Source organism: Dactylosporangium sp. NPDC051087 (assembly GCF_055586325.1).
The window spans coordinates 293,279-313,184 of sequence record NZ_JBVJIJ010000001.1 but is presented as its reverse complement, the minus strand read 5'-3'; the positions used below and the strand labels follow the sequence as shown (position 1 = coordinate 313,184).

The following is a 19,906-nucleotide window of genomic DNA, read 5'->3' as shown; positions in this document are numbered from 1 at the left end:
CGGGGTATGCGCATAGTTGCAAGGGTCAACGCAAGGGTGACCCTCGCGAAGACCAGGCCTATTGAGCGCGATCTCTCAATGCCGACAGGTCCCGGACGATCACGTGCAGGCGACCGGTCTGGATCCAGCCCTCCTCACGCAGCGTGCGCAACGCCTTCGTGACCGCCTCACGGGACGATCCGGTCCAGCCGGCGAGCTCGTCCTGCGACAGCGGCAGGCTGATGCGCAGCCCTTCCCCGGTCTGCTCGCCGAAGCGCTCGGCGAGCTCGACGAGGCGCGCCGCGACCCGTCCGGTGGTGTCGTAGGCGCCGAACTCGATCCGCTTGCGGTCCGCGTCCCGAAGCCGGCCGATCAGCTCCCGCATGAGCAGCATCGAGACGCGCGCATGGCTCAGCAGGTACCGCTCGAAGTCTGGCGACGGCACGGCGAGCGCGGTGACCGGCTCCAGCGCGGTGAGCGTGGCCGACATCGGGCCGCCGTCGACCGCGGACAGCTCGCCGAGCAGCGCGCCGGGCCCCCGCACGGCGAGGACCACCTCGGTCCCGGACGCGGTGTCCGAGGAGACCTTCACCCGGCCGTCCTTGAGGATGACCACCAGCTCGGAGCGGCTCGCCTCGCGGCCGATGACCGCGCCGCGCTTCCATTGCCGCCGATGCCCGGCCGCCTCCAGGGCGGCCTGCTCGTCGGCGCTGAGCAGGTCGTAGAACTCGGTCACGAGTGCAGAGTCTCCACCACATATGCCCGGACTGTCTGTCGGCGTCCTTTCACTTCGAGCTCGCCGAGCGGCGTGGCGACCACGTCGCGGAGCGCGTCGAAGGTGGCGCCGCCGATGACGACCTGGCCGGGCTCGGCGATCGTCTGCAGGCGGGCCGCGACGTTGACGGCGTCGCCCATCGCGTTGAAGCCGCGCAGCAGCTCGCTGCCGATGTTGCCGACGAGCGCCGGTCCGGTGTTGGCGCCGACCCGGAACTTCGGCCAGTCGGGGTGCCCGGCGGCGATCCCGCGGACCGCCTCCTGCATCTGCAGGGCGGCCCGGACCGCGCGGGTCTCGTGGTCGGCCTGCCGGGCGGGCGCGTTGAACAGCGCCAGCAGCGCGTCGCCGACGAACTGCACGATGGTGCCGCCGTTGTCGAGGATGCAGGGCACCGCGACCCCGTGGTACCGGTTGAGCATCTCGACGATCTCGCCGGGCTCGACCGCCTCGGAGAAGGTCGTGAAGCCGCGCAGGTCGGCGAAGAGCGCGGTCACGTCGACCAGCTGGCCGCCGAGCGCCGCCTGGTCGGGGTCGGCGAGCAGCGCGGCCGCGACGTCCGGGGACATGTACTGCCGGAAGAGCGTCGACAGCTCCGCATACAGGCGCGAGTTCTCCAGGCCGATGGACAGCTGGTTGGCCAGGGTCGCGCGCAGCTCGGGGCGGCCGGTGGCGGGGATGCGCACCCCGCCGGCGACCTGGCCCTTGACCGTCAGCGGCAGCACGTCCTGCCCGGCCACGCCCGGCACGCCGTCGTGGACCAGGCCGACCTCGACGGCACCGAAGGACGGGCGGACCGCCGCCACCGCCGAGCGCAGGAACTCCTCCTCGCCGGCGCCGACGCGGGCCTGCTCGCCGACGGTGACCAGCGCGCCGAGCCGGCCCGACAGGTCCCGCTCGGCGAGCAGCGCGGCGGCGGCCCGGTCGAGGACCTCGGCCTGCTTCTCGGTGAGGCCGAAGCGGGCCGCCATCCGCGCCGCGAGCTTCTCCGGCCGGCCGCCGGCCTCCGACTCCTGCAGGGCCGTGACCAGCTCCTCCAGGGCGGTCTCGTACTGCGCCCGGATCCGGCGGGTGGTCTCGGCGGCCGCGATGCCGTCGAAGAGGCCGGCCGCGCTGCCCTCGCGCCGGTACTGCACATAGGCGGAGTAGCCGACGAACAGGAACGCGGCGGTCAGGATCAGGTGCCACTCCCACCAGGACAGCCGCCACTTGTCCGCCAGGGTCACCGCCAGCATCGCCTCGGCGAGCAGCACGAACGCGGTCACCACGGACATCAGCACCACGCCGGGGGTGCGCCGGTACCGCAGGTAGAAGCACACCGCGGCGACCAGGTAGAGCGCGACCGCGGCGTAGGAGGCGTAGACCATCGGGCCCTCGACGTCGCGCACCTGGGTCTGCCGGTTCAGCGGCGGCAGGTCGAGCAGCGAGACGACGACCCACCCGAACAGCACCAGCGCCAGCAACGGCCGGAGAACGAGCTGCCATTTCGGGATGCCGGGCGGCAGTCGTACCGACGACACCACCGCGAGAACGGAACCGATGATCAATCCGACGGCCATCGCCATGTCGAAGCCGGCATTCGGGTGCGCGATGAGGACCTTCGGCGTGGCGATCGCGTGCGCGAAAAGGAATCCGGCACCGGACAGGAAAACCAGCGAGACCAGGAACAGCCGCCCGTCCTGCCGGCGGCGGGCGGCCACGCTCATCGCCGCGCCGACCGCGATGTTGACCGCGGCGACGGTGAGGACCAGCCAGAAGTGCGTGTCGTGATGCTGCCAGATCAGGTCCGCCCCGGGCCTGGTCAGCAGCAGCCACAACCCGGCGAGCGGCAGGGCGAGGTGGGTCGCCCACACGACGACACGAGGCATCGAACGCACCATTCTCGAGGCTGGTCACTTTGGCGACATTGCAGCAGTTGCGTTGTGCGTCTTTGGACGCAGACACCGTACGCCAACCTCGGTCTCATATTCAGCGAAGCACCTGTCGGGTGCGATCAACTGTGGGAGTTACCGATGAAGTTCAAGGCACCGCTCATCACGCTCGGCGCCGGACTTGTAGTGGCCGGCGTCCTGTACACGCTCAATGTCGACCTCAGCAACGACGTCGAGAAGAACAACGCGGCGGCGAACCAGGCCACCACGGCCGCGGCACCCGCCGCTCCCGCCTCCTCGCAGCCGGCCGCGGACCCTCCGTCCAGTGCCGCGGCCCCGGCGTCCAGCGCGGCGGTCGGTGACGGCACCGGCAACGCCGCCCAGCAGGGCACGGTCACCTACGCCGGGTCCGTCGACGGCGGCGCCGCGTCGCTCGCCATCGTCGTCAACAACGGCAAGGCGATCGCCTACGTCTGCGACGGCAAGAAGGTCGAGGCTTGGCTCAACGGCACCATGGCCAACGGTCAGATCGAGCTGACCGGCGCCAAGGGCAGCCTGAAGGGCACCTACGGCAGCGGCCAGGCCAAGGGCAACGTCAGCGCCGGCACCAAGTCGTGGGGCTTCACGATCAAGACCGCGACCGCGCCGTCCGGGCTGTACCGCTCGGCCGCCTCACTGCGCGGCAAGCTCGACGCCAGCTGGGTCGTGCTGCCCGACGGGCGCCAGGTCGGCGTGCAGACGAAGAACGGCGAGACCAGCGAGGCGCCGCCGTTCGACGTGAACAGCAAAACCGCCACCGTCGACGGGACCCAGGTCCCGATCGAGGCGGGCAACCCCAACGCCAGCTCCGGTTACTGAGAGGAGAGCCGTCACCATGTCCCCGGATGAGACCCAGACCGCTCCGGTCGTCCAGCCCACCAACCCCAAGACGGCCGCGACCCTCATCGTGCCCGTGCTGGTCGCCTGCTTCGTCGCCGGTGCGCTCGGCGTCTACGGCAAGCTGCACGAGCCGACCGGCATCGCGGTGAACGTCGCGGGCTTCTCCAGCCCGCAGACCGTCAAGGTGTGGCTCGCCACGCTGGCTTTCGTGCTCGCCGTCGTGCAGCTGTTCACCGCGCTCGTCATGTACGGCAAGATCCCGCTGCGCAACGCGTCCTGGCTCGGCGGGGTGCACCGCTGGTCCGGCCGGCTGGCGTTCCTCGCGTCGATCCCGGTCGCGCTGCACTGCCTGTACGCGCTGGGCTTCGCGGACTTCGACACCCGTACGCTCATGCACTCGCTGTTCGGCTGCTTCTTCTACGGCGTCTTCGCCGCGAAGATGCTGCTGCTGGCGAAGAAGGGCGTGCCGAACTGGGCGCTGCCGCTGTTCGGCGGCCTGGTCTTCACCGCACTGTCCGGCCTGTTCGTCACCTCCGCGCTGTGGTTCTTCACCACATTCGGCGTCAAGATCTGAAAGGGATCGAAGAACCATGAGCAACACGACTCGACGGACCCTGCTGACCGGCGCCGGCGCGGTGGGGCTCACCGCGGCCCTCGCGGGCTGCGCGGCCTACGGCGACACCGGCACGGCCGCCCCCGCCGACACCGGCGGTGGTGAGGCCGCCACCACGGCCGCCGGCGAGACCGGCGCGCCGGCGCCGGCCGGCAACAAGGGCTTCGCCAAGACGTCCGACATCCCCGTCGGCGGCGGCAAGATCTTCGAGGACCAGAAGATCGTGGTGACCCAGCCGACCGCCGGCCAGTTCAAGTGCTTCACCGCCGTGTGCACGCACGCCGGCTGCGTCGTGGGAGACGTGTCCGGCGGCACCATCAACTGCCCGTGCCACGGCAGCAAGTTCAAGGTCGCCGACGGTTCGGTCGCGAACGGTCCGGCGAACAAGGCGCTCAAGGCCGTCGCGATCAAGGTCGACGGCGACGCCATCTCGAAGGCTTAGCTCCCACAGGGTCGGCTGCCCGGGATCCCCTCGCGGATCCCGGGCAGCCGGCTTTTGAGAATCTCCGGATCCTGTGTAATCCGATCGCGCGGAGGTGGCGTTTATAGCGGTCACTGGAACACCACACGGGAGGAAGCCCCACCCCATGAACCGCATCGCGTGCACCGCCCGGACCGTGACCGCCACCTTCCCGGCGCCCGCCGGCGAGCTCCTCCACACCGCGTAGCCGCGGCGGCGATGGAACAGGACGAGCACGACTTCGAAGCCTTCTACCGGGCCAGGACCCCGGCGCTGCTGCGCACGGCCTACCTGCTGACCGGTGACCGGCACCTCGCCGAGGACCTGGTGCAGGACGCCCTGGCCCGCACGCACCGGGCGTGGCGGAAGCTGCGCGACGGGGGCAACCCCGAGCGTACGCCCGCCAGGTCATGTACCACCTGCAGGTCAGCCGGTGGCGCCGCAGACGCGTCCCGGAGTCGCTCCCCGGCGACCTGCCGGAGCGCCGCGACGGCCGTGGCGGCGGCGACCCGGCCGGCGACGCGGCGAACCGGCTGGCGCTGCGGCAGGCATTGCTGACCCTGCCGACCCGCCAGCGCGCGGCCCTGGTGCTGCGGTACTTCGAGGACCACAGCGAGGCCGCCGCCGCCGAGCTGCTGGGCTGCCGGGTCGGCACGCTGAAGAGCCACGTGTCGCGCGGTCTGGCGGCGCTGCGCAGGGCACTGCCGGACCTGGCGACGGAGGGGATGTTCCGATGAACCTGCACGAGCAGTTCGACGACCTGGCCGGCGAGATGACCGGCACCGACCTCGCCGCCCTCCGCGACCGGGTGGACCGCACGTCGCGGCGGCTGCGGGCCCGCCGGATGATCGCCGTGTCCGCTGCCGCGGTCGCGGTGGTGGCGGTCCTGACCGGCGGCGCGGCCGTGCTGCGGTTCCAGTCCGAGGACAGGCGGCCCGACCTGGTGCCGGGCGTGTCCATCGCGCCGTCCGCGCCAGCCGTCGTGCCGCCGTCCTCGTCATCCTCGCCGGGCTCGGTGCCGCCGTCCACTGTGGACGCCATCCCGGGGGAGCTGTCCTTCCTCACGCTGAAGGCCGGCCGCCCGATCGAGCTGCGCCGGTACGCCGGAGGCATCTCGCAGACGGTGAACTTCGGCACCGCGACCGGCAAGGACGTCTACGCGACGCCGTCGCCGGACGGGACCCGTCTGGCGATCAACACGTCGCCGAACCACGACCAGATCGCCCCGGGTGACCTGGTCGTCGTCAGCAGCGGCGGGGCCCGCAGGGTGGTCGCCCGCGACGTCAGGTGGGACGGCGGGAGCACCGTCATCTGGACGCCTGACGGCACGGGCCTGATCGCGGACGGCGTCCGGTACGACGCGGCGACCGGCGCCTCGTCGCCGGTGCGGGACGAGCCGCAGTACCTGGCCTACTCCCCGAACGGCGCCACGATCGCCTATCCGCACCAGGCCGACGCCATCAAGGTCTCGAAGGTGGACGGGAGCTCGCCGCGGATAGTGTCGGTCGCCGGTCTCGAGGAGTGCCAGATCACCGCCGGCTGCCCCTCGTCGGTCCAGGCGGTCTCCGACGACGGCCGCTACGTGGCGCTGGGCAACGTCAACAGCGACCCGAGCCATGTGTACAGCACGGTCCTGGTCTACGACACCGTCGCCAAGAAGCGGTTGTCGCTGGGCACGTTCCAGCACGTGTGGTTCCGCGCGGGCGGTGCGGTCCTGGTCACCGCGACCCAGGTGAAGGTGCTCGACAAGGCGTGGAAGGTGATGCACACGTACCCGCTGCCGGCGCACGATCCGGGCGCGGTCATGTTCTACCGGGCGTGAGGAAGTCGAGCAGGGACTCGGTGAACGGGGGCCCGCCCGACCACAGCACGAGCGTGGGCAGGGCGGGCGGGGGCAGCACGACGGCGTCGACGACGACCAGGCGGTCGATCTTCGTCGGGTGCTCCGCCGCGAGCCGTGCGGCCACGTGCCCGCCGAGGTCCTGCCCGACGACGGCGAAGGTGTCGTGGCCGAGCGAGTGCATGAGCGCGAGGCAGTCCAGCGCCATCTCGTGCTCGAGCGCCGGCCAGTCCTCGTCGGTCGCACGGGCGGACCCGCCGTAGCCGCGCAGGTCGGGACGGACGACCGTGAGCCGGGTGGCGAGGACCGGGGCGAGGGGATCCCAGGCCTCCAGGGTGCCGGCGTGGCCGTGCAGGAGCAGCACCGGTGGTCCGGCGCCCTCCCGGCGGACCCGGAGGGTCACGTCCCAGAGATCGACCCGTTCATCGAACACCCTCATTTCATACCCAACTGCCGCGACAGCACTGCAGATGGCCCACCCAAGAGGGAACCAACTTTTGCAGACATAGAGGAAAGTCTGTTGTTTCTGAACGAAAGACGCTACTGTCTGGCGCACATCGATGTCTTCCAGTCGGCGGGAAGCCATCGACCTGTCCGCTAACAGGAGGTCCGGTGAAACACCCCCACCGCCGACGATGGACCGTCGGCACGTCTGCCCTGGCCCTGATCGCATCCAGTCTCGTGAGTGTCGCGACGTTCGCGGCCGTCGAGGTCGCCGCGCCCGCACCGGCCGTCGCGGCGCCACCGCCCGCCAGCGACTTCGAGAAGGTCAAGCTGGACGGCGGGCTCACCATGGGCGAGCCGATCGAGCTCGCCGTCCTGCCTGACGGCAAGGTCATGTACATCAACCGGGGCACGACCGCCGCCGGCGGCCAGGTCCGGCTGTACAACCCCACGACCCAGTCCACGACCGTGGCGCTGACGCTCCAGCTGGACGCGCGCTTCGAGGACGGCCTGATCGGCATCACGCTGCACCCGCAGTTCGCCACCAACCGGTGGGTGTTCATCTTCTACTCCCCGAAGGTGACCCCGCTGGTCAACCGGATCTCCCGGTTCACGTTCAACGCCTCGACGAACGTCCTCGACCCCGCCAGTGAGGACATGATCATCGAGTGGCCGACCGAACGGAACCTCTGCTGTCACTCGGCCGGGTCGATGACCTGGGACAGCAACAACAACCTGTACTTCGCGGTCGGTGACAACACCAACTCCGGTGGCGACTCGGCCGGCATGGCGCCGATCGACGAGCGGACCAACCGGGACCCGCAGTACGACGCCCAGCGCACCTCGGGCAACACCAACGACCTGCGCGGGAAGATCAACCGGATCCACCCGGAGAGCAACGGCACCTACACGATCCCGTCCGGGAACCTCTTCGCGCAGAGCGCGCAGACCCGTGGCGAGATCTACATCATGGGCACCCGGAACCCGTACCGGATCTGGGTCGACACCAAGGCCAACAACACCCTCTACTGGGGCGAGGTCGGCCCCGACGCGGGTGCCACGGTCGCGAACCGTGGCCCGGCGGCGTTCGACGAGTTCAACCGGGCGAGCGGGCCGGGCAACTACGGCTGGCCCTACTGCGGCGGGCCGAACGTGGCCTACAACGACTGGGACTTCGCGGCCAACGCGCCCCGCGGCTGGTTCCCCTGCGGTGGCAGCACCGGCCCGGTCAACAACTCGCCGCGCAACACCGGCCTGCAGCAGCTCCCGCCGACCAAGCCGGCGCTGGTCTGGGAGCAGCACGGCGGCAGCGTGCAGTGGCCCCAGCTGGACAGCCCCGGCGGCTGCGGCTCGCCGAACCACACCGAGGTGTACCACTACGACCCCAACCTCAACTCGTCGGTGAAGTGGCCGCAGTACTACGACAACAAGTGGATCATCTCGGAGTACTGCCGCAACTGGCTGAAGATGGTCAACTTCGACAACGGCAACCCGGCCACCGGCAACCCGGTCTCCGGCGGGATCGAGCCGGTCAACGCGGGCGCGCCCTTCGTGCACCCGATCGACTGGCAGTTCGGCCCCGACGGCTCGATGTACATGCTGGAGTACGGCAGCGGCTACTTCTCCGGTGCCGCCGACGCCGGCCTGTACAAAATCAACTATGTCCAGGGTGGACGGTCACCGGTCGCCAAGGCCACCGTCAACAAGGACAACGGGCTCGCGCCCCTCGCGGTGACCTTCTCCAGCGCCGGGTCGAGCGACCCTGACGGCGACGCCATCACGTACGCCTGGGACTTCGACAACAACGGCACGACGGACTCGACGGCCGCTAACCCGTCGTACACGTACACCACGAACGGCGCGAAGCAGGCCCGGCTGACGGTGCGCGACCCCGCGGGCCACACCGGGACCACGCTGGTGCCGATCACGGTCGGCAACAACCGTCCTTCCGTCACGATCTCCGGTGTACCGGCCGGCGGCATGTTCGACTGGAACGACAACTTCACGGTCACGGCCTCGGCCACCGACCCGCAGGACGGCCCGATCGACTGCTCGAAGATCGTGATCGCGGTCGCCCTCGGGCACCAGGAGCACGCCCACGACGAGGGTTCCGGCACCGGCTGCTCGGCGACCTTCAACACCGGACCGGTGCACGCCGGACCTGACTCGGTGCTGTTCTTCGTCGTGCGTGCCACGTACACGGACAACGGCGCGGCGGGCTCGGTGCCGCTGACCGGGTCCTCGGAGTTCACCCTGTGGCCCAAGTACTGGCAGGGCGAGCACTACGTGTCGCTCAACGGCCCGCAGGTCATCAACGCGGCCGCGGCCGACGGTGGCAAGCGGCTCGGCGACATCCAGACCGGTGAGTACGTGCGGCACCACGCCGTGTCGCTGAAGAACATCACCGGCGTCAAGGCCCGGGTCACCTCCGGCGGTGGCGGCGGCACGATCTCGTTCCGCTACGACTCGCCGACGGGCACCGAGGTCGCCCGGCTGACCGTGCCCAACACGGGCGGCTGGGAGACCTACGCCGAGGTCAGCGGCGCGGTGACCAAGCCCGACGACGGCACGCACGACCTGTACATCGTGTTCACCGGCGGCTCGGGCGCGATCCTGGACCTGGACAGCTACACCTTCACAGGGCCCGGCATCGGTACCCCCGGCAGCACGCGGACCGGCACGCTGAAGGCGCTCGGCAAGTGCGCCGACATCAACGCCAGCCAGACCGCCGACGGCACCAAGGTGCAGATCTACGACTGCAACGGCACCGGCGCCCAGAACTGGACGATCAACGCCAACGGCACGATCACCGGCCTGGCCGGCAAGTGCCTCGACGTGAAGGCCAGCGGGACGACCAACGGGACGCTGGTGCAGCTGTACACCTGCAACGGCACCAACGCCCAGCAGTGGGTGATCGAGTCGAACAACGCGATCCGCAACCCCCAGGCCAACAAGTGCCTGGACATCCCGGGCTCGACCACCACCAACGGCACCCAGTTGCAGATCTACGACTGCAACGGCACGGGCGCCCAGACCTGGACGCACCCCTAGTTACATCAGCGGCAGCGTGACCCTGAACGCGGCGCCCTCGCCGGGCGCCGTGCGCAGGGTCACCTTGCCACCGTGCGCGGCCACCAGGGCGCTCACGATCGACAGACCCAGTCCCGAGCCGGACCCGCTGACGACGCGGGTCCGGCTTTTTTCGAGCCGGTGGAAGCGCTCGAAGACGAGGACGGCGTCCTCCGCGGTCATGCCGGGGCCGTTGTCGGCGACTTCCAGAACGGCGTCCCGGCCCTCAGTGCCGACGAAGACGGTGATCTCGGTGCCCGGCGGGGTGTGGATCATCGCGTTGGCGATCAGGTTCTGCAGCACCTGCCGCAGCCGCGGCTCGTCGCCCTCGACGATCGCCGGCTCGACGTCGTCGTCGTCCCCGCCCTGCGTGCGCAGCCGCAGCTTGTGGTGGTGCGCGGTGACCCTGGCGTCGATCATCGCGTCGGTGGCCAGGGCGAGCAGGTCGACCGGCTTCTTCTCCAGCGGCCGCTGCTGATCCATCCGGGCGAGCAGCAGCAGGTCGTCGACGAGCAGACCCATGCGGGTGGCGTGGTGCTCGATCCGGCCGATGCTCTCGTCCTCGCCGCCCGACTGGCGGTGCAGTTCGGCGAACCCGCGGATCGAGGTCAGCGGGGTGCGCAGCTCGTGGCTGGCATCGGCGACGAACCGCCGCATCCGCTCCTCCGACGCGAGGGCCGCCTCCTCCGACGACCGCCGCTCCTCGAACGCCGTCTCGATCTGTCCGAGCATCGTGTTGAGCGCCATCGACAGCCCGCCGACCTCGGTCCGTGGATCCGCCTCTGGTACCCGCCGGGTCAGGTCACCGGCCGCGATCGCCTCGGCGGTCTCCTCCACCTCGACCAGCGGCCTGAGGCTGGACCGCACGAGCATGTACGCCACGACCGCGAGCACGAGCAGCACCCCCGCCCCGACCCCGACAGTGACCCAGATCTGCCGGTTGACGGTGTCGTCGACCTCGTCCAGGCTGACCGCGACCAGCACGAACTGGTTGTGGTCACGGCCCAGCAGCACCCGCCAGTCATGGCCCTTGCCGTCCACGGCGGGCACGGTGAAATACGGACCGCTTCCCGGGAGGTCGGCGACCGTGGCCGGCATGTCCGGCTTGCCCTGCTGCGAGGTGCGCGGCGCGAAGTTCGCCTCGGTGATGGCACCCGACTTGACGCATCCGACCCAGTAGCCGATCCGCGGCGCGGGTGAGCCGCGACCGGGGTCCGTCGGTTTGCCGTAGCTGCAGTCCATGCCGGCTCGGGGCAGGCTGTCGGCGAGCTGGCTGTCGACTTTTGAGTCCATGTATTCACGGGTGCTGTAGAGGCTGATGCTGCCGGCGATGGTCAACGCCGCGGTCAGCAGCAGCATCATCAGGGCGACCAGCTTGACCCGCAGGGGCCAGGACCTCATGTCCGCGGGAGGCGCAGGGAGTAGCCGACGCCGCGCAGGGTCTGCAGCAGGCGGGGCTCGGACGTGTCGATCTTCTTGCGCAGGTAGGAGACGTAGGACTCGACGACGCCGGCGTCGCCGCCGAAGTCGTACTGCCACACGTGGTCGAGGATCTGCGCCTTGGACAGCACGCGGCCCGGGTTGGTCATGAAGTACCGCAGCAGCTTGAACTCCGTCGGCGACAGCTGGACCTCCTGGCCCGCCTTGAACACCTCGTGGGTGTCCTCGTCGAGCTCGATGTCGGCGAAGGTCAGCCGCGACGCCTGGGTGGCGGCGCCGCCGGCGGGGTCGGCAACCCGGCGCAGGACGGCCTGGATGCGGGCGAGGATCTCCGACAGGCTGAAGGGCTTGGTGACGTAGTCGTCACCGCCGAGGGTCAGCCCCTTGATCTTGTCCTCGGTGGCGTCGCGGGCGGTCAGGAAGAGCACGGGCACACGGGTGCCCTCGCCGCGCAGCTTGCGCAGCACCTCGAAGCCGTCGAGCTCGGGCATCATGACGTCGAGGAGGATCATGTCGGGGCGGAAGCGGCGCGCCTCCTCCATCGCCTGCCGGCCGCTGGTGGCGCTCGACACGTCGTAGCCGTGGTACTTCAGGCTCGCGGACAGCAGCTCGACGATGTCCGGCTCGTCGTCGACCACAAGCAGCCGCGTCATGATTCGCTCCCAGTTCCGTCAGGATTGCCTTGTCACCGTCGAGAGTGCCGCCGGTTGCTGACCGCCGGATGCGGTTTCCCTGAAAACCAGCTGTGAACGCGCTGCACCGGTGCCGAGCAGCAACGCGAGCAACACGGGAAACTCCAGGTAGGCGTGATATGAGGCAAATGCACTGTAAAGCGCCCGCCCGGAGGCGTAGTCGACGGCGAAGAGCACCGCCAGGCACGCGCCCAGCCCGGCCCCGAGCGCCCAGGCCCGGGGGCCGCGCAGCCAGGGGACCCGGGCCTCGAAGGCGCGGGCCGCGTCCGGGGCGTGCCGGGGCAGGAACCAGACCCAGACGAAGTAGTGCATGGTCTGCAGGAACGCGAAGACCACCAGGAACCTGGCGCCGATCTCCACGGAGGACCCCGGCGGCGCGCTGAGCGCGACGATCTTCGCGGGTTCGCCGGCGAAGGCCGCCACCGTCGACGGGGCGACCGAGGAGACGTCGAAAGCGCCGAGCAGGACGGCCGCGGGCAGCACGAGCACCCAGCCGACCTGGATCGACCGGAACCAGCGGCGGGTCACGGTCGGCAGCGCCGCGGCCCATTCCCACAGGAAGAACAGCGGCACGACGTTGTGCAGGTGCGCGAGGACCACGAAGTGGTACGCCGGCCAGGTCAGCGACACCGCGCAGGCGACCGCGAGGGCCGCACCGGACAGGCCGAGGAGCCATCCGCGCAGCGCGTACGCGCATCCGGCGGCGAGGACCGCGTAGCCGACGAGGATCTCCGCGATCCGGGCGGGCTGCCCGACGAACATGGCGGCGACCCGGCACAGCACGATCGCGCTGATCAGCCCGAACAGCACGGCCAGGAACCTGCCGCTGAGCACCGGTGCGAACCGTCCGGCGACGTACCGCAGCTCCAGGACGTTGTGCAGCACCCCGAACGCGATCAGTCCCAGCACGGTCGTGGCGAGTGGCGCGCCGAGCGCGACGGCCAGCGCCGCCGCGGCGGCGAGCACGAACGGCCAGGTTACCTTCATCGGGTGATCCGGGCGCTGCTGCTGACCCTCGCCGTGGAGGTGCCGCTGTACGCGTCGGCGCTCACCGCGCTCGGCCTCGCGACCTGGCGGAAGGCCGTGCTGCTCGGCGTGCTCGTCAACCTGCTGACGCACCCGGTGCTGTGGTGGTTCCTCGCGCCGCGCCCGTCGGCGGGCCGGTTCTGGGGCGCGGAGGCGGCGGTCGTGGTGGTGGAGGCGGCCGTGCTGTGGCTGGCCTGCCGCCGCGACCCGGTGCTGCTGCTGGTGACGAGCCTGGGGGCGAACGCCGTGTCGGTCCTCATGGGACTGCTGCTGCTCTAGTACCGGGAGTTCTTGGTCCGGCGCACCAGCCAGACGATCAGCACCGTGAGCCCGGCGACGGCGGCGACGCACACCAGCGCCACGACGATGGCGGTGCCGGCCAGAAACGACGGTTCCGGAGCGGCGTCCGCAAGCACGATCTTCATGCCGCGCAGTGTGCACCGCCGCCCCGGAAGCCGGTAGTCGTCGTTACTCCCGAATCTGGTCCGCCGGGGGGATGTCGCTCTCCGGTGGCGCCTCGGCCGGGCGCCACCACTGCCAGAGCAGGAACAGCAGCCCGAGGGCGAGCATGCCGAGCCCGATCCAGAGGTTGATCCTGACCCCGGCGGCCTTGTCGATCTCCTCCTGCGAGTCGAAGATGCCGAGGATCGTGACGATCACCCCGTACACGGTGAAGAGCCCGCCGATCACGCGGCGCACGTCGAACAGCCGGGCCGCCCTGGCGGTCTCCGCTTTCGTCGTCTGGTCAGACATGTGCAGACACCCTCTCCACTACAGGAACGGCAGGTAGAACGCGACGGCGAGGACCAGGGCACCCACGCCGAGCAGGACCGGGGACCGGTACCAGGCCTGGTCGCCCGCGATCGCGCCGGCCTTCAGGTCGTGGCTGCCGATGCCGTACACGAGGCCGCTGAGCTCCTCGTCGGTCTTGCTGGTGGTGAAGAGCGTGACGACGACGGAGACGATCGCGACGGTCACGAACGCGATGCCGGCCCCCCAGAACGACTCGTCGAGGTCGGAGCCGAACGTGAAGATGCCCCACCACTTGTAGCCCGCATAGACGAAGAACGCCGCCAGCGTGCCGGTGAGCAGCCCCCAGAAGCCCGCCCAGGCGGTCATCCGCTTCCAGAACATGCCGATGATGAACGCCGCGAACAGCGGGGCGTTGAACAGCGAGAACAGCGCCTGGATGTAGTCCATGATGTTGCTGTAGCCGGAGGCGATGAACGCGGTGCCGATGCCGATGATGACGCCGACGACGGTGATCCACCGGCCGATGCTCAGGTAGTAGCCGTCGGGCTTGTCCTTCTTCACGTACTCCTGCCAGATGTCGTACGTGAAGACGGTGTTGAACCCGGACACGTTGGCCGCCATGCCCGCCATGAAGGACGCGAGCAGACCGGTCACGGCGATGCCGAGGACCCCGTTGGGCAGGAAGTCGCGCATCAGCAGGGGGATGGCGTTGTTGTACTGCAGGTCGCCCTTGTCCGCGCCGAGCCCCTTGACCGTGACGAGGGCGACGAGGCCGGGGATGACGGTGACGAACGGGATGAGGAGCTTCGGGTAGGCCGCGATGATCGGCGTGCGCCGGGCGGCGCTCATGTTGCGGGCCGACAGACCGCGCTGGACCTCGGCGAAGTTCGTCGTCCAGTAGCCGAACGACAGCACGAACCCGAGGCCGAAGACGATGCCCCACCACGACGCGCCGAGCGGGTTGTCGCTGCCGCCGGTGTTGGCCCAGGTGTGCAGGCCGGCCTCGCCGAGCTTCGTGTCGCGGACCGCGTCGAAGAGCCCGTCGATCCCGCCCATCTTCACCAGGCCGATGATCGCGATCGGCAGCAGCCCGGCGATGATCACGAAGAACTGGAGGACCTCGTTGTAGATCGCGCTCGAGAGACCGCCGAGGGTGATGTACGCCAGGACGATCGCCGCGCCGACCACGATGGCGGTCCACAGCGGCCAGCCGAGCAGCGCCTGCATGATCAGGGCCAGGGCGTAGAGGTTCACGCCGGCGATGAGGACCTGGGCGAGGGCGAACGACAGGGCGTTGAGCAGGTGGGCCGGGCGGTTGAAGCGGCGCCGCATATATTCGGGGACGCTGCGGACCTTGGAGCCGTAGTAGAAGGGCATCATCACGATGCCGAGGAACACCATGGCCGGCACGGCGCCGATCCAGTAGTAGTGGACGGTCATCATGCCGTACTTGGCGCCGTTGGCGGCCATGCCCAGGATCTCCAGGGCGCCCAGGTTGGCGGAGACGAACGCGAGGCCGGTCACCCAGGCGGGCAGCGAGCGGCCCGAGAGGAAGAAGTCGGCGCTGTTCTTGATGGAGCGGCGGGCGGCGAGGCCCACGCCGAGGACGGTGATGAAGTAGAGCGACAGGAGGACGTAGTCCAGCGCGTCCATCTGCAGGCGTAGACCTTCAGCGAGCGTCTCCACCCGTTCCTCCCCTGCGACGACGAGTGAGCATCAACCCACCTACCCACCGGTAGGTGATGCTCAAACCCCGTCAGGAGGGGAGATGAGTAGCGAGAATCTTCAATAGGTCCTGCGCGCCGTAGGGCTTGTCGAGGAAGGCGTCGCAGCCCGCGCTCATCGCCGCGGCCCGCTCGTGCGGCAGGACGCTCGCGGTCAGCGCGATCACCTGCGGGCGGTCGGGCTGGGTGCTGAGGTCGGCGGCGAGGCTTAGCCCGTTGCCATCGGGCAGGTTGACGTCCAGCAGGATCACGTCGACGGCGTCGGCCGCGAGCGTGTCGCGGGCCACCTCCAGGCTGCCCGCCTCGAGCAGCTCGACCTCGCGTATCGCGTCGTCGGTCGCGCGGGCCAGGATCGCCCGCACCAGCACCCGGTTCAGCTCCTCATCCTCAACAAGCAAGACCTTGCTCACGCCTGCTGCCCCCGTTCCCCCTCGCCTCGGACAGTGTGCTGGCCACCGCGGCCAGGTCGACCCACTCGCGGACGCCGTCGGACGCGGCGGCGCTGCGGGGCATGGTGCCGATGACCTTGCCGGTCAGCCGGACCCGGTCGGCGTCGGACAGGTCCGGCTCGGCCAGCGCCAGGACGGGTATCCCGCGCGTCGACGGATCCCCTTCCAGGCCGGCCAGCAGCGCGAACCCGTCGATGTCGGCCATCTGCAGGTCGCAGATGATCAGGTCGAAGCGCCGGTCCCGGGACAATCGCAGCCCCTCCGGCCCGTCGTCGCAGGTGACGACGTCGAACCCACCGTCGCGCAGGTGCTGCTCGACCACCTGCCGGGTCTGGTCGTCGCGGTCGACCACGAGCACCGACGCGGGCCCCGCCCCGGCCGGCACCACGTGCCGGGCGAGCTGCGCGAGCAGGTGGTCATGATCGACGGGCTTGACGAAGAAGTCGGTGGCGCCGAGCGACATGCCCGCCTTCCGGTCGTCGATGATCGAGGCGAAGAAGACCGGGATCCGGCACAGCGCCTCCTCCCGCTTCAGCTCCCGGATCACGTCCCAGCCGTCGATGCCGGGCATGACGACGTCGAGGAGGATCGCGTCGGGCACCCAGGCCCGGGCGACGGCCAGGCCGTTCTCGCCGCTGGGGGCGACGCGCACCTGGTAGCCGGCCGCGGCGAGGTAGGTCCGCAGCAGCTCGGCGGACCTGGCGTCGTCGTCGATGATCAGCACCCGGCCACGGGCGGTGCCGATCAGCTCCGCGGCCAGTGGGGCGGCCGGCGCGGCGGCGGGCATCTCGGCGGTCGCGTCCGGCAGTCGTACGGTGAACCGGCTGCCCTCACCGAGGCTGGACCGCAGCACGATGGAGCCGCCGTGCGCCTCGACCAGCCGGCGGGTCAGCGCCAGCCCGAGCCCGGTCCCCGCCTGCCGCTGCGCGGCGTTGCCGACCTGCTGGAACTCCTCGAACACCTTGGCATGGTTCTCCGCGGCGATGCCGATCCCGCTGTCGGCGACGCAGAGCGCCACCTCGCCGGTCTCCTGCTCGGCGGTCAGTGTGATCCGGCCGCCCTCCGGGGTGAACTTGATCGCGTTGGACAGCAGGTTGTCCAGGATCTGCCGGAAGCGCAGCGGGTCGGCGCGGACCGCCAGCTGCGGCACCTCCACCACCACCTCCAGGCGCTTGCGGTCGGTGAGCGGGCGCAGCCCGGTGATCACGTCGTTGACCGCGGCGTCCAGGGCCAGGGGCTCCGGGTTGAGCTCCAGCCGGCCCGCCTCGACCTTCGCCAGGTCGAGGATGTCGTTGATGAGGCCGAGCAGGTGCCGGCCGCTGTTGTGGATGTGGTCGACCCAGTCGGCGGGCACCGAGCGCCGGTCACCCTCGGGCTGCTCGGCCCGCATCAGGTCACTGAAGCCGATGATCGCGTTCAGCGGGGTGCGCAGCTCGTGGCTCATCCCCGCCAGGAAGTCGCTCTTGGCCTGACTGGCGTGGGTGAGGGCGTCGACGGACTCGGTCAGCTGCTCGGCGAGGTGGCGCTGCTCGGCGGAGATCTCGCTGCGCTCCGCGAGCACCTGCGCCTGCGCGCCTAGCACCACGGCGAGGCGCAGGTCATCGGCGGTGAACAGGGCCTGGTACCGGTCCAGCAGCAGCACGGCGCCGCGCTCGTCGTCACCCAGCGGCAGGTCCAGCGCGGTCACCAGCCGGGCCCCGGTCTGCTGGCCGTAGTACGCGGCCAGCGCCGGTGCGGCTCTGCGGGTCGCGGCGATCGGCTGCCGGACGGCCAGCAACGGGTCGAGCTCGGAGCCGGCCACGTGCGGCATCGGGCCGTGCGGCAGGCTGGTGCCGGACCGGCAGACCGCGGCGACCTGCTCGACCGCGCCGCCGTGGGTGACGCGGAGCAGCACCACCGCGTCGGTGCCGGTGGTCTCGTGCACCACCTGGACGAAGCGGCGCCACACCTGGCCGGTGCTCACCGCCGCCGGCAGCCGCTGGAGGTCCTCGGTCGCCTCGTACCAGACGGTCGCCGACATCATCCGGCGCAGCCAGGCCGACGGCATGAAGGCGATGAGGTAGCCGATGGCGGAGACGAGCGCGACGATCCGCCCGGCCGGGGCGAGCCAGCTGGTCTCGTCCGGGTACAGCGCCGCGCCCGTGTACAGCATCAGCATCATCACGACGAAGGCGTAGGTCGCGGCCGCCGCGAGCCGGAGCCTGCCCCGGGCCGCGCCGGAGCGGGACTGCGCGCCGAGCAGCAGGAAGGTGCCGGCGATCAGCTCGGTCGCGGTGAACGTGCCGGACGCCAGCAGCAAATACCCGATGTCGAGCGGGCGGGGCGCCGCCGCGACGGCCACGATGCTCGCCACCAGCGAGATCAGCAGGAGGCGGTCCAGCCAGACCGGCACGTGCCGCAGCCGGGCGGTCAGCCGCAGCGTCAGGTACGGCTGCAGCATCAGCAACGCGGTCGCGGTGGCGTTCACCGCGATCGGCAGCGGCCGGTCGACGATCTCGCGGACCAGCCCGTTGACGCCCACCGCCACCTGCGGCAGGAAGATGAGCGTGATGTCCCGTTGCATGGGATCCCGGCTGGCGACATAACCACCGAGCGCGCGCAGGAACACCGCGAATACCAGCACAGCTGTGACTAGAGTTATCATTCGACTACGCCCCGTAACGATTCGAACGGGACTCACTCTAGCCAGGGGGACGGATGGGCGAGACAGAACCGGCCGACGAGCTCGCCCTGCTCCGGGCCGAGATCGCCGACGGCGCCCACGACCTTTCCAATGCTTTGGGCGCGATTCTCAACTATGTGGCGTTTCTGGCCGAGGATCTCGGCGACAACCCGGCGGCCGCGGACTACCTCCCGCACCTGACCAGGGCCGCGCACCGGGCGCTCGGTGTCGTCGAGCGCCTCAGCGCCAGCGGCGCTCGCTGAGGCGGCCCGGCTGCGTGCGGCGTTCGCCAGGCGGGGCCGCCTTCGCCTCGGCGGGTCAGCGGCGCTCGGTCAGGCTCTTGCAGCGCACGCAGAGCGTGGCCGACGGGAAGGCGGTCAGCCGCGCGACCGGGATGTCCTCGGTGCAGCGCTCGCAGCGGCCGTAGGTGCCCTCGTCGAGCCGCTCCAAGGCCCGCTCCACCTGGTCCATCCGGCCCCGGATGGTCAGCGCGAGCGCGAACTCCTGGTCCCGGCTGAACGCCTTGGTGCCCAGATCGGCGACATCGTCACCGGCGTCGGCCACCCCGGCGAGCGTCATCTCGGCGACCGCCTCGGCGTATTCGCCGGACAGCTCCTGGTGGCGCGCGGCCAGTGCGGCACGAAGGTCCGAAGAGCGCTGCGCGCCGCCGGCAATCGACATTTCTGGCTGGACGAGCATCGTGGGCCCCCTGTAATCGCGCGGTCACCGCGTTCGGCTGGGTTCCGGTTTGCCCCTCCGTGACGTGGCGCAAACCTGTCTCTTGGCCGACTCTGCAGGCCGTGTCACTGTTCAACACCGCCCCGACCGGGCACCATGAGTGACGTGTTCACCGTGGATCCCCACACCGAAGCGGTCACCGTCGAGGTGCCGGCCGGTGAGGCCCGTCAGGCCAGGAGGGTCATCACGCGCGCGTTGAACGCCTGGGGCCTGCCACATCTCACCCGGACCGCGGTGATGGTCGGCCACGAGCTCGTCGCCAACGCGCTGCGCCACGGCATGCCCCCGGCGGCGCTGCGCCTGCTGCGCCACGACGGCGTGCTGCTCATCGAGGTCGGGGACGGCAGTCCCGCGATGCCCCGGATCGCCGAGATCGACAACGAGACCAGCACCTCGGGGCGGGGCATGTTCATCGTGTCGCGGCTGGCCCGCTCGTGGGGCGTGCGCACCCTACCCACCGGCAAGATCGTCTGGGCCGAGCTCGGCTGACCGTCG

At 70.3% G+C, this 19,906-nt stretch carries 20 protein-coding genes and 1 pseudogene; 9 read left to right on the top strand and 12 right to left on the bottom strand.

Annotated features, from left to right (window positions below):
- Positions 1-58: 58 nt before the first annotated feature.
- Positions 59-715 (bottom strand): Crp/Fnr family transcriptional regulator, encoded by a 657-nt coding sequence (locus ACZ6TV_RS01475; RefSeq protein ID WP_465294122.1) that lies wholly within the window; start codon positions 713-715, stop codon positions 59-61.
- Positions 712-2,619, bottom strand: coding sequence for an adenylate/guanylate cyclase domain-containing protein (locus tag ACZ6TV_RS01470; protein WP_465294120.1), 1,908 nt, complete (start codon positions 2,617-2,619; stop codon positions 712-714). The genes ACZ6TV_RS01475 and ACZ6TV_RS01470 overlap by 4 nt, the downstream gene beginning before the upstream one ends.
- Positions 2,620-2,763: 144 nt before the next feature.
- Here ACZ6TV_RS01470 and ACZ6TV_RS01465 point away from each other — a divergent pair, with 144 nt between their 5' ends.
- The 5 genes and pseudogenes from ACZ6TV_RS01465 (at position 2,764) to ACZ6TV_RS01445 (ending at position 6,396) form a co-directional block, all read left to right on the top strand.
- Positions 2,764-3,480, top strand: a complete 717-nt coding sequence (locus tag ACZ6TV_RS01465; RefSeq protein ID WP_465294118.1) for a hypothetical protein — start codon at positions 2,764-2,766, stop codon at positions 3,478-3,480.
- Between the two features lie 16 nt (positions 3,481-3,496).
- The gene (locus tag ACZ6TV_RS01460) at positions 3,497-4,075 is read left to right on the top strand and encodes a DUF6529 family protein (RefSeq protein WP_465294116.1); all 579 of its coding nucleotides are present in this window, start codon (positions 3,497-3,499) and stop codon (positions 4,073-4,075) included.
- 16 nt (positions 4,076-4,091) lie between these two features.
- Entirely contained in the window at positions 4,092-4,556 is a 465-nt protein-coding gene (locus tag ACZ6TV_RS01455; RefSeq protein ID WP_465294114.1) for a Rieske (2Fe-2S) protein, read from the top strand.
- 237 nt (positions 4,557-4,793) lie between these two features.
- Positions 4,794-5,311: pseudogene (locus tag ACZ6TV_RS01450) on the top strand (SigE family RNA polymerase sigma factor).
- The gene (locus tag ACZ6TV_RS01445; protein ID WP_465294112.1) at positions 5,308-6,396 is read left to right on the top strand and encodes a TolB family protein; all 1,089 of its coding nucleotides are present in this window, start codon (positions 5,308-5,310) and stop codon (positions 6,394-6,396) included. The pseudogene ACZ6TV_RS01450 and the gene ACZ6TV_RS01445 overlap by 4 nt, the downstream one beginning before the upstream one ends.
- Here the strand turns inward: ACZ6TV_RS01445 and ACZ6TV_RS01440 are convergent.
- Entirely contained in the window at positions 6,377-6,847 is a 471-nt protein-coding gene (locus ACZ6TV_RS01440; protein WP_465294110.1) for an alpha/beta fold hydrolase, read from the bottom strand. The two genes, ACZ6TV_RS01445 and ACZ6TV_RS01440, sit on opposite strands and share 20 nt — an antisense overlap.
- A 248-nt stretch (positions 6,848-7,095) precedes the next feature.
- Between ACZ6TV_RS01440 and ACZ6TV_RS01435 the strand changes: the two genes are divergently transcribed.
- The gene (locus ACZ6TV_RS01435; RefSeq protein WP_465294108.1) at positions 7,096-9,909 is read left to right on the top strand and encodes a carbohydrate-binding protein; all 2,814 of its coding nucleotides are present in this window, start codon (positions 7,096-7,098) and stop codon (positions 9,907-9,909) included.
- On the opposite strand, the gene ACZ6TV_RS01430 is transcribed toward ACZ6TV_RS01435, so the two are convergent.
- The 3 genes from ACZ6TV_RS01430 to ACZ6TV_RS01420 are packed head-to-tail and all read right to left on the bottom strand — an operon-like array spanning position 9,910 to position 13,046.
- On the bottom strand, positions 9,910-11,328 hold the full coding sequence (locus ACZ6TV_RS01430) for a sensor histidine kinase (RefSeq protein WP_465294106.1): 1,419 nt from the start codon (positions 11,326-11,328) through the stop codon (positions 9,910-9,912).
- On the bottom strand, positions 11,325-12,020 hold the full coding sequence (locus ACZ6TV_RS01425) for a response regulator transcription factor (protein WP_465294104.1): 696 nt from the start codon (positions 12,018-12,020) through the stop codon (positions 11,325-11,327). The genes ACZ6TV_RS01430 and ACZ6TV_RS01425 overlap by 4 nt, the downstream gene beginning before the upstream one ends.
- An 18-nt stretch (positions 12,021-12,038) precedes the next feature.
- Complete coding sequence (locus ACZ6TV_RS01420) at positions 12,039-13,046, bottom strand: hypothetical protein (RefSeq protein ID WP_465294102.1); 1,008 nt, start codon at positions 13,044-13,046, stop codon at positions 12,039-12,041.
- A gap of 3 nt (positions 13,047-13,049) precedes the next feature.
- On the opposite strand from ACZ6TV_RS01420, the gene ACZ6TV_RS01415 reads away from it, so the two are divergent.
- On the top strand, positions 13,050-13,364 hold the full coding sequence (locus tag ACZ6TV_RS01415; RefSeq protein WP_465294100.1) for a hypothetical protein: 315 nt from the start codon (positions 13,050-13,052) through the stop codon (positions 13,362-13,364).
- On the opposite strand, the gene ACZ6TV_RS01410 is transcribed toward ACZ6TV_RS01415, so the two are convergent.
- From ACZ6TV_RS01410 to ACZ6TV_RS01390, 5 genes are all read right to left on the bottom strand, one after another.
- Positions 13,361-13,510, bottom strand: a complete 150-nt coding sequence (locus ACZ6TV_RS01410) for a hypothetical protein (protein ID WP_465294098.1) — start codon at positions 13,508-13,510, stop codon at positions 13,361-13,363. The genes ACZ6TV_RS01415 and ACZ6TV_RS01410 overlap by 4 nt on opposite strands.
- Before the next feature lie 43 nt (positions 13,511-13,553).
- Positions 13,554-13,838: a hypothetical protein gene (locus tag ACZ6TV_RS01405; protein WP_465294096.1), complete on the bottom strand. Its 285-nt coding sequence runs from the start codon at positions 13,836-13,838 to the stop codon at positions 13,554-13,556.
- A gap of 18 nt (positions 13,839-13,856) precedes the next feature.
- On the bottom strand, positions 13,857-15,491 hold the full coding sequence (locus ACZ6TV_RS01400) for a sodium:solute symporter family protein (protein WP_465294886.1): 1,635 nt from the start codon (positions 15,489-15,491) through the stop codon (positions 13,857-13,859).
- 103 nt (positions 15,492-15,594) lie between these two features.
- The gene (locus ACZ6TV_RS01395; protein WP_465294094.1) at positions 15,595-15,972 is read right to left on the bottom strand and encodes a response regulator; all 378 of its coding nucleotides are present in this window, start codon (positions 15,970-15,972) and stop codon (positions 15,595-15,597) included.
- Positions 15,950-18,634 carry a response regulator gene (locus ACZ6TV_RS01390; protein WP_465294092.1) on the bottom strand — a complete coding sequence of 895 codons (2,685 nt, stop codon included), beginning with the start codon at positions 18,632-18,634 and terminating at the stop codon, positions 15,950-15,952. The genes ACZ6TV_RS01395 and ACZ6TV_RS01390 overlap by 23 nt, the downstream gene beginning before the upstream one ends.
- 74 nt (positions 18,635-18,708) lie before the next feature.
- Here ACZ6TV_RS01390 and ACZ6TV_RS01385 point away from each other — a divergent pair, with 74 nt between their 5' ends.
- On the top strand, positions 18,709-18,936 hold the full coding sequence (locus ACZ6TV_RS01385) for a hypothetical protein (RefSeq protein WP_465294090.1): 228 nt from the start codon (positions 18,709-18,711) through the stop codon (positions 18,934-18,936).
- A gap of 55 nt (positions 18,937-18,991) precedes the next feature.
- Here the strand turns inward: ACZ6TV_RS01385 and ACZ6TV_RS01380 are convergent, their stop codons facing one another.
- Positions 18,992-19,372, bottom strand: a complete 381-nt coding sequence (locus tag ACZ6TV_RS01380) for a TraR/DksA family transcriptional regulator (RefSeq protein WP_465294088.1) — start codon at positions 19,370-19,372, stop codon at positions 18,992-18,994.
- Between the two features lie 144 nt (positions 19,373-19,516).
- On the opposite strand from ACZ6TV_RS01380, the gene ACZ6TV_RS01375 reads away from it, so the two are divergent.
- Positions 19,517-19,900 (top strand): ATP-binding protein, encoded by a 384-nt coding sequence (locus tag ACZ6TV_RS01375; RefSeq protein WP_465294086.1) that lies wholly within the window; start codon positions 19,517-19,519, stop codon positions 19,898-19,900.
- Positions 19,901-19,906 lie beyond the last annotated feature (6 nt).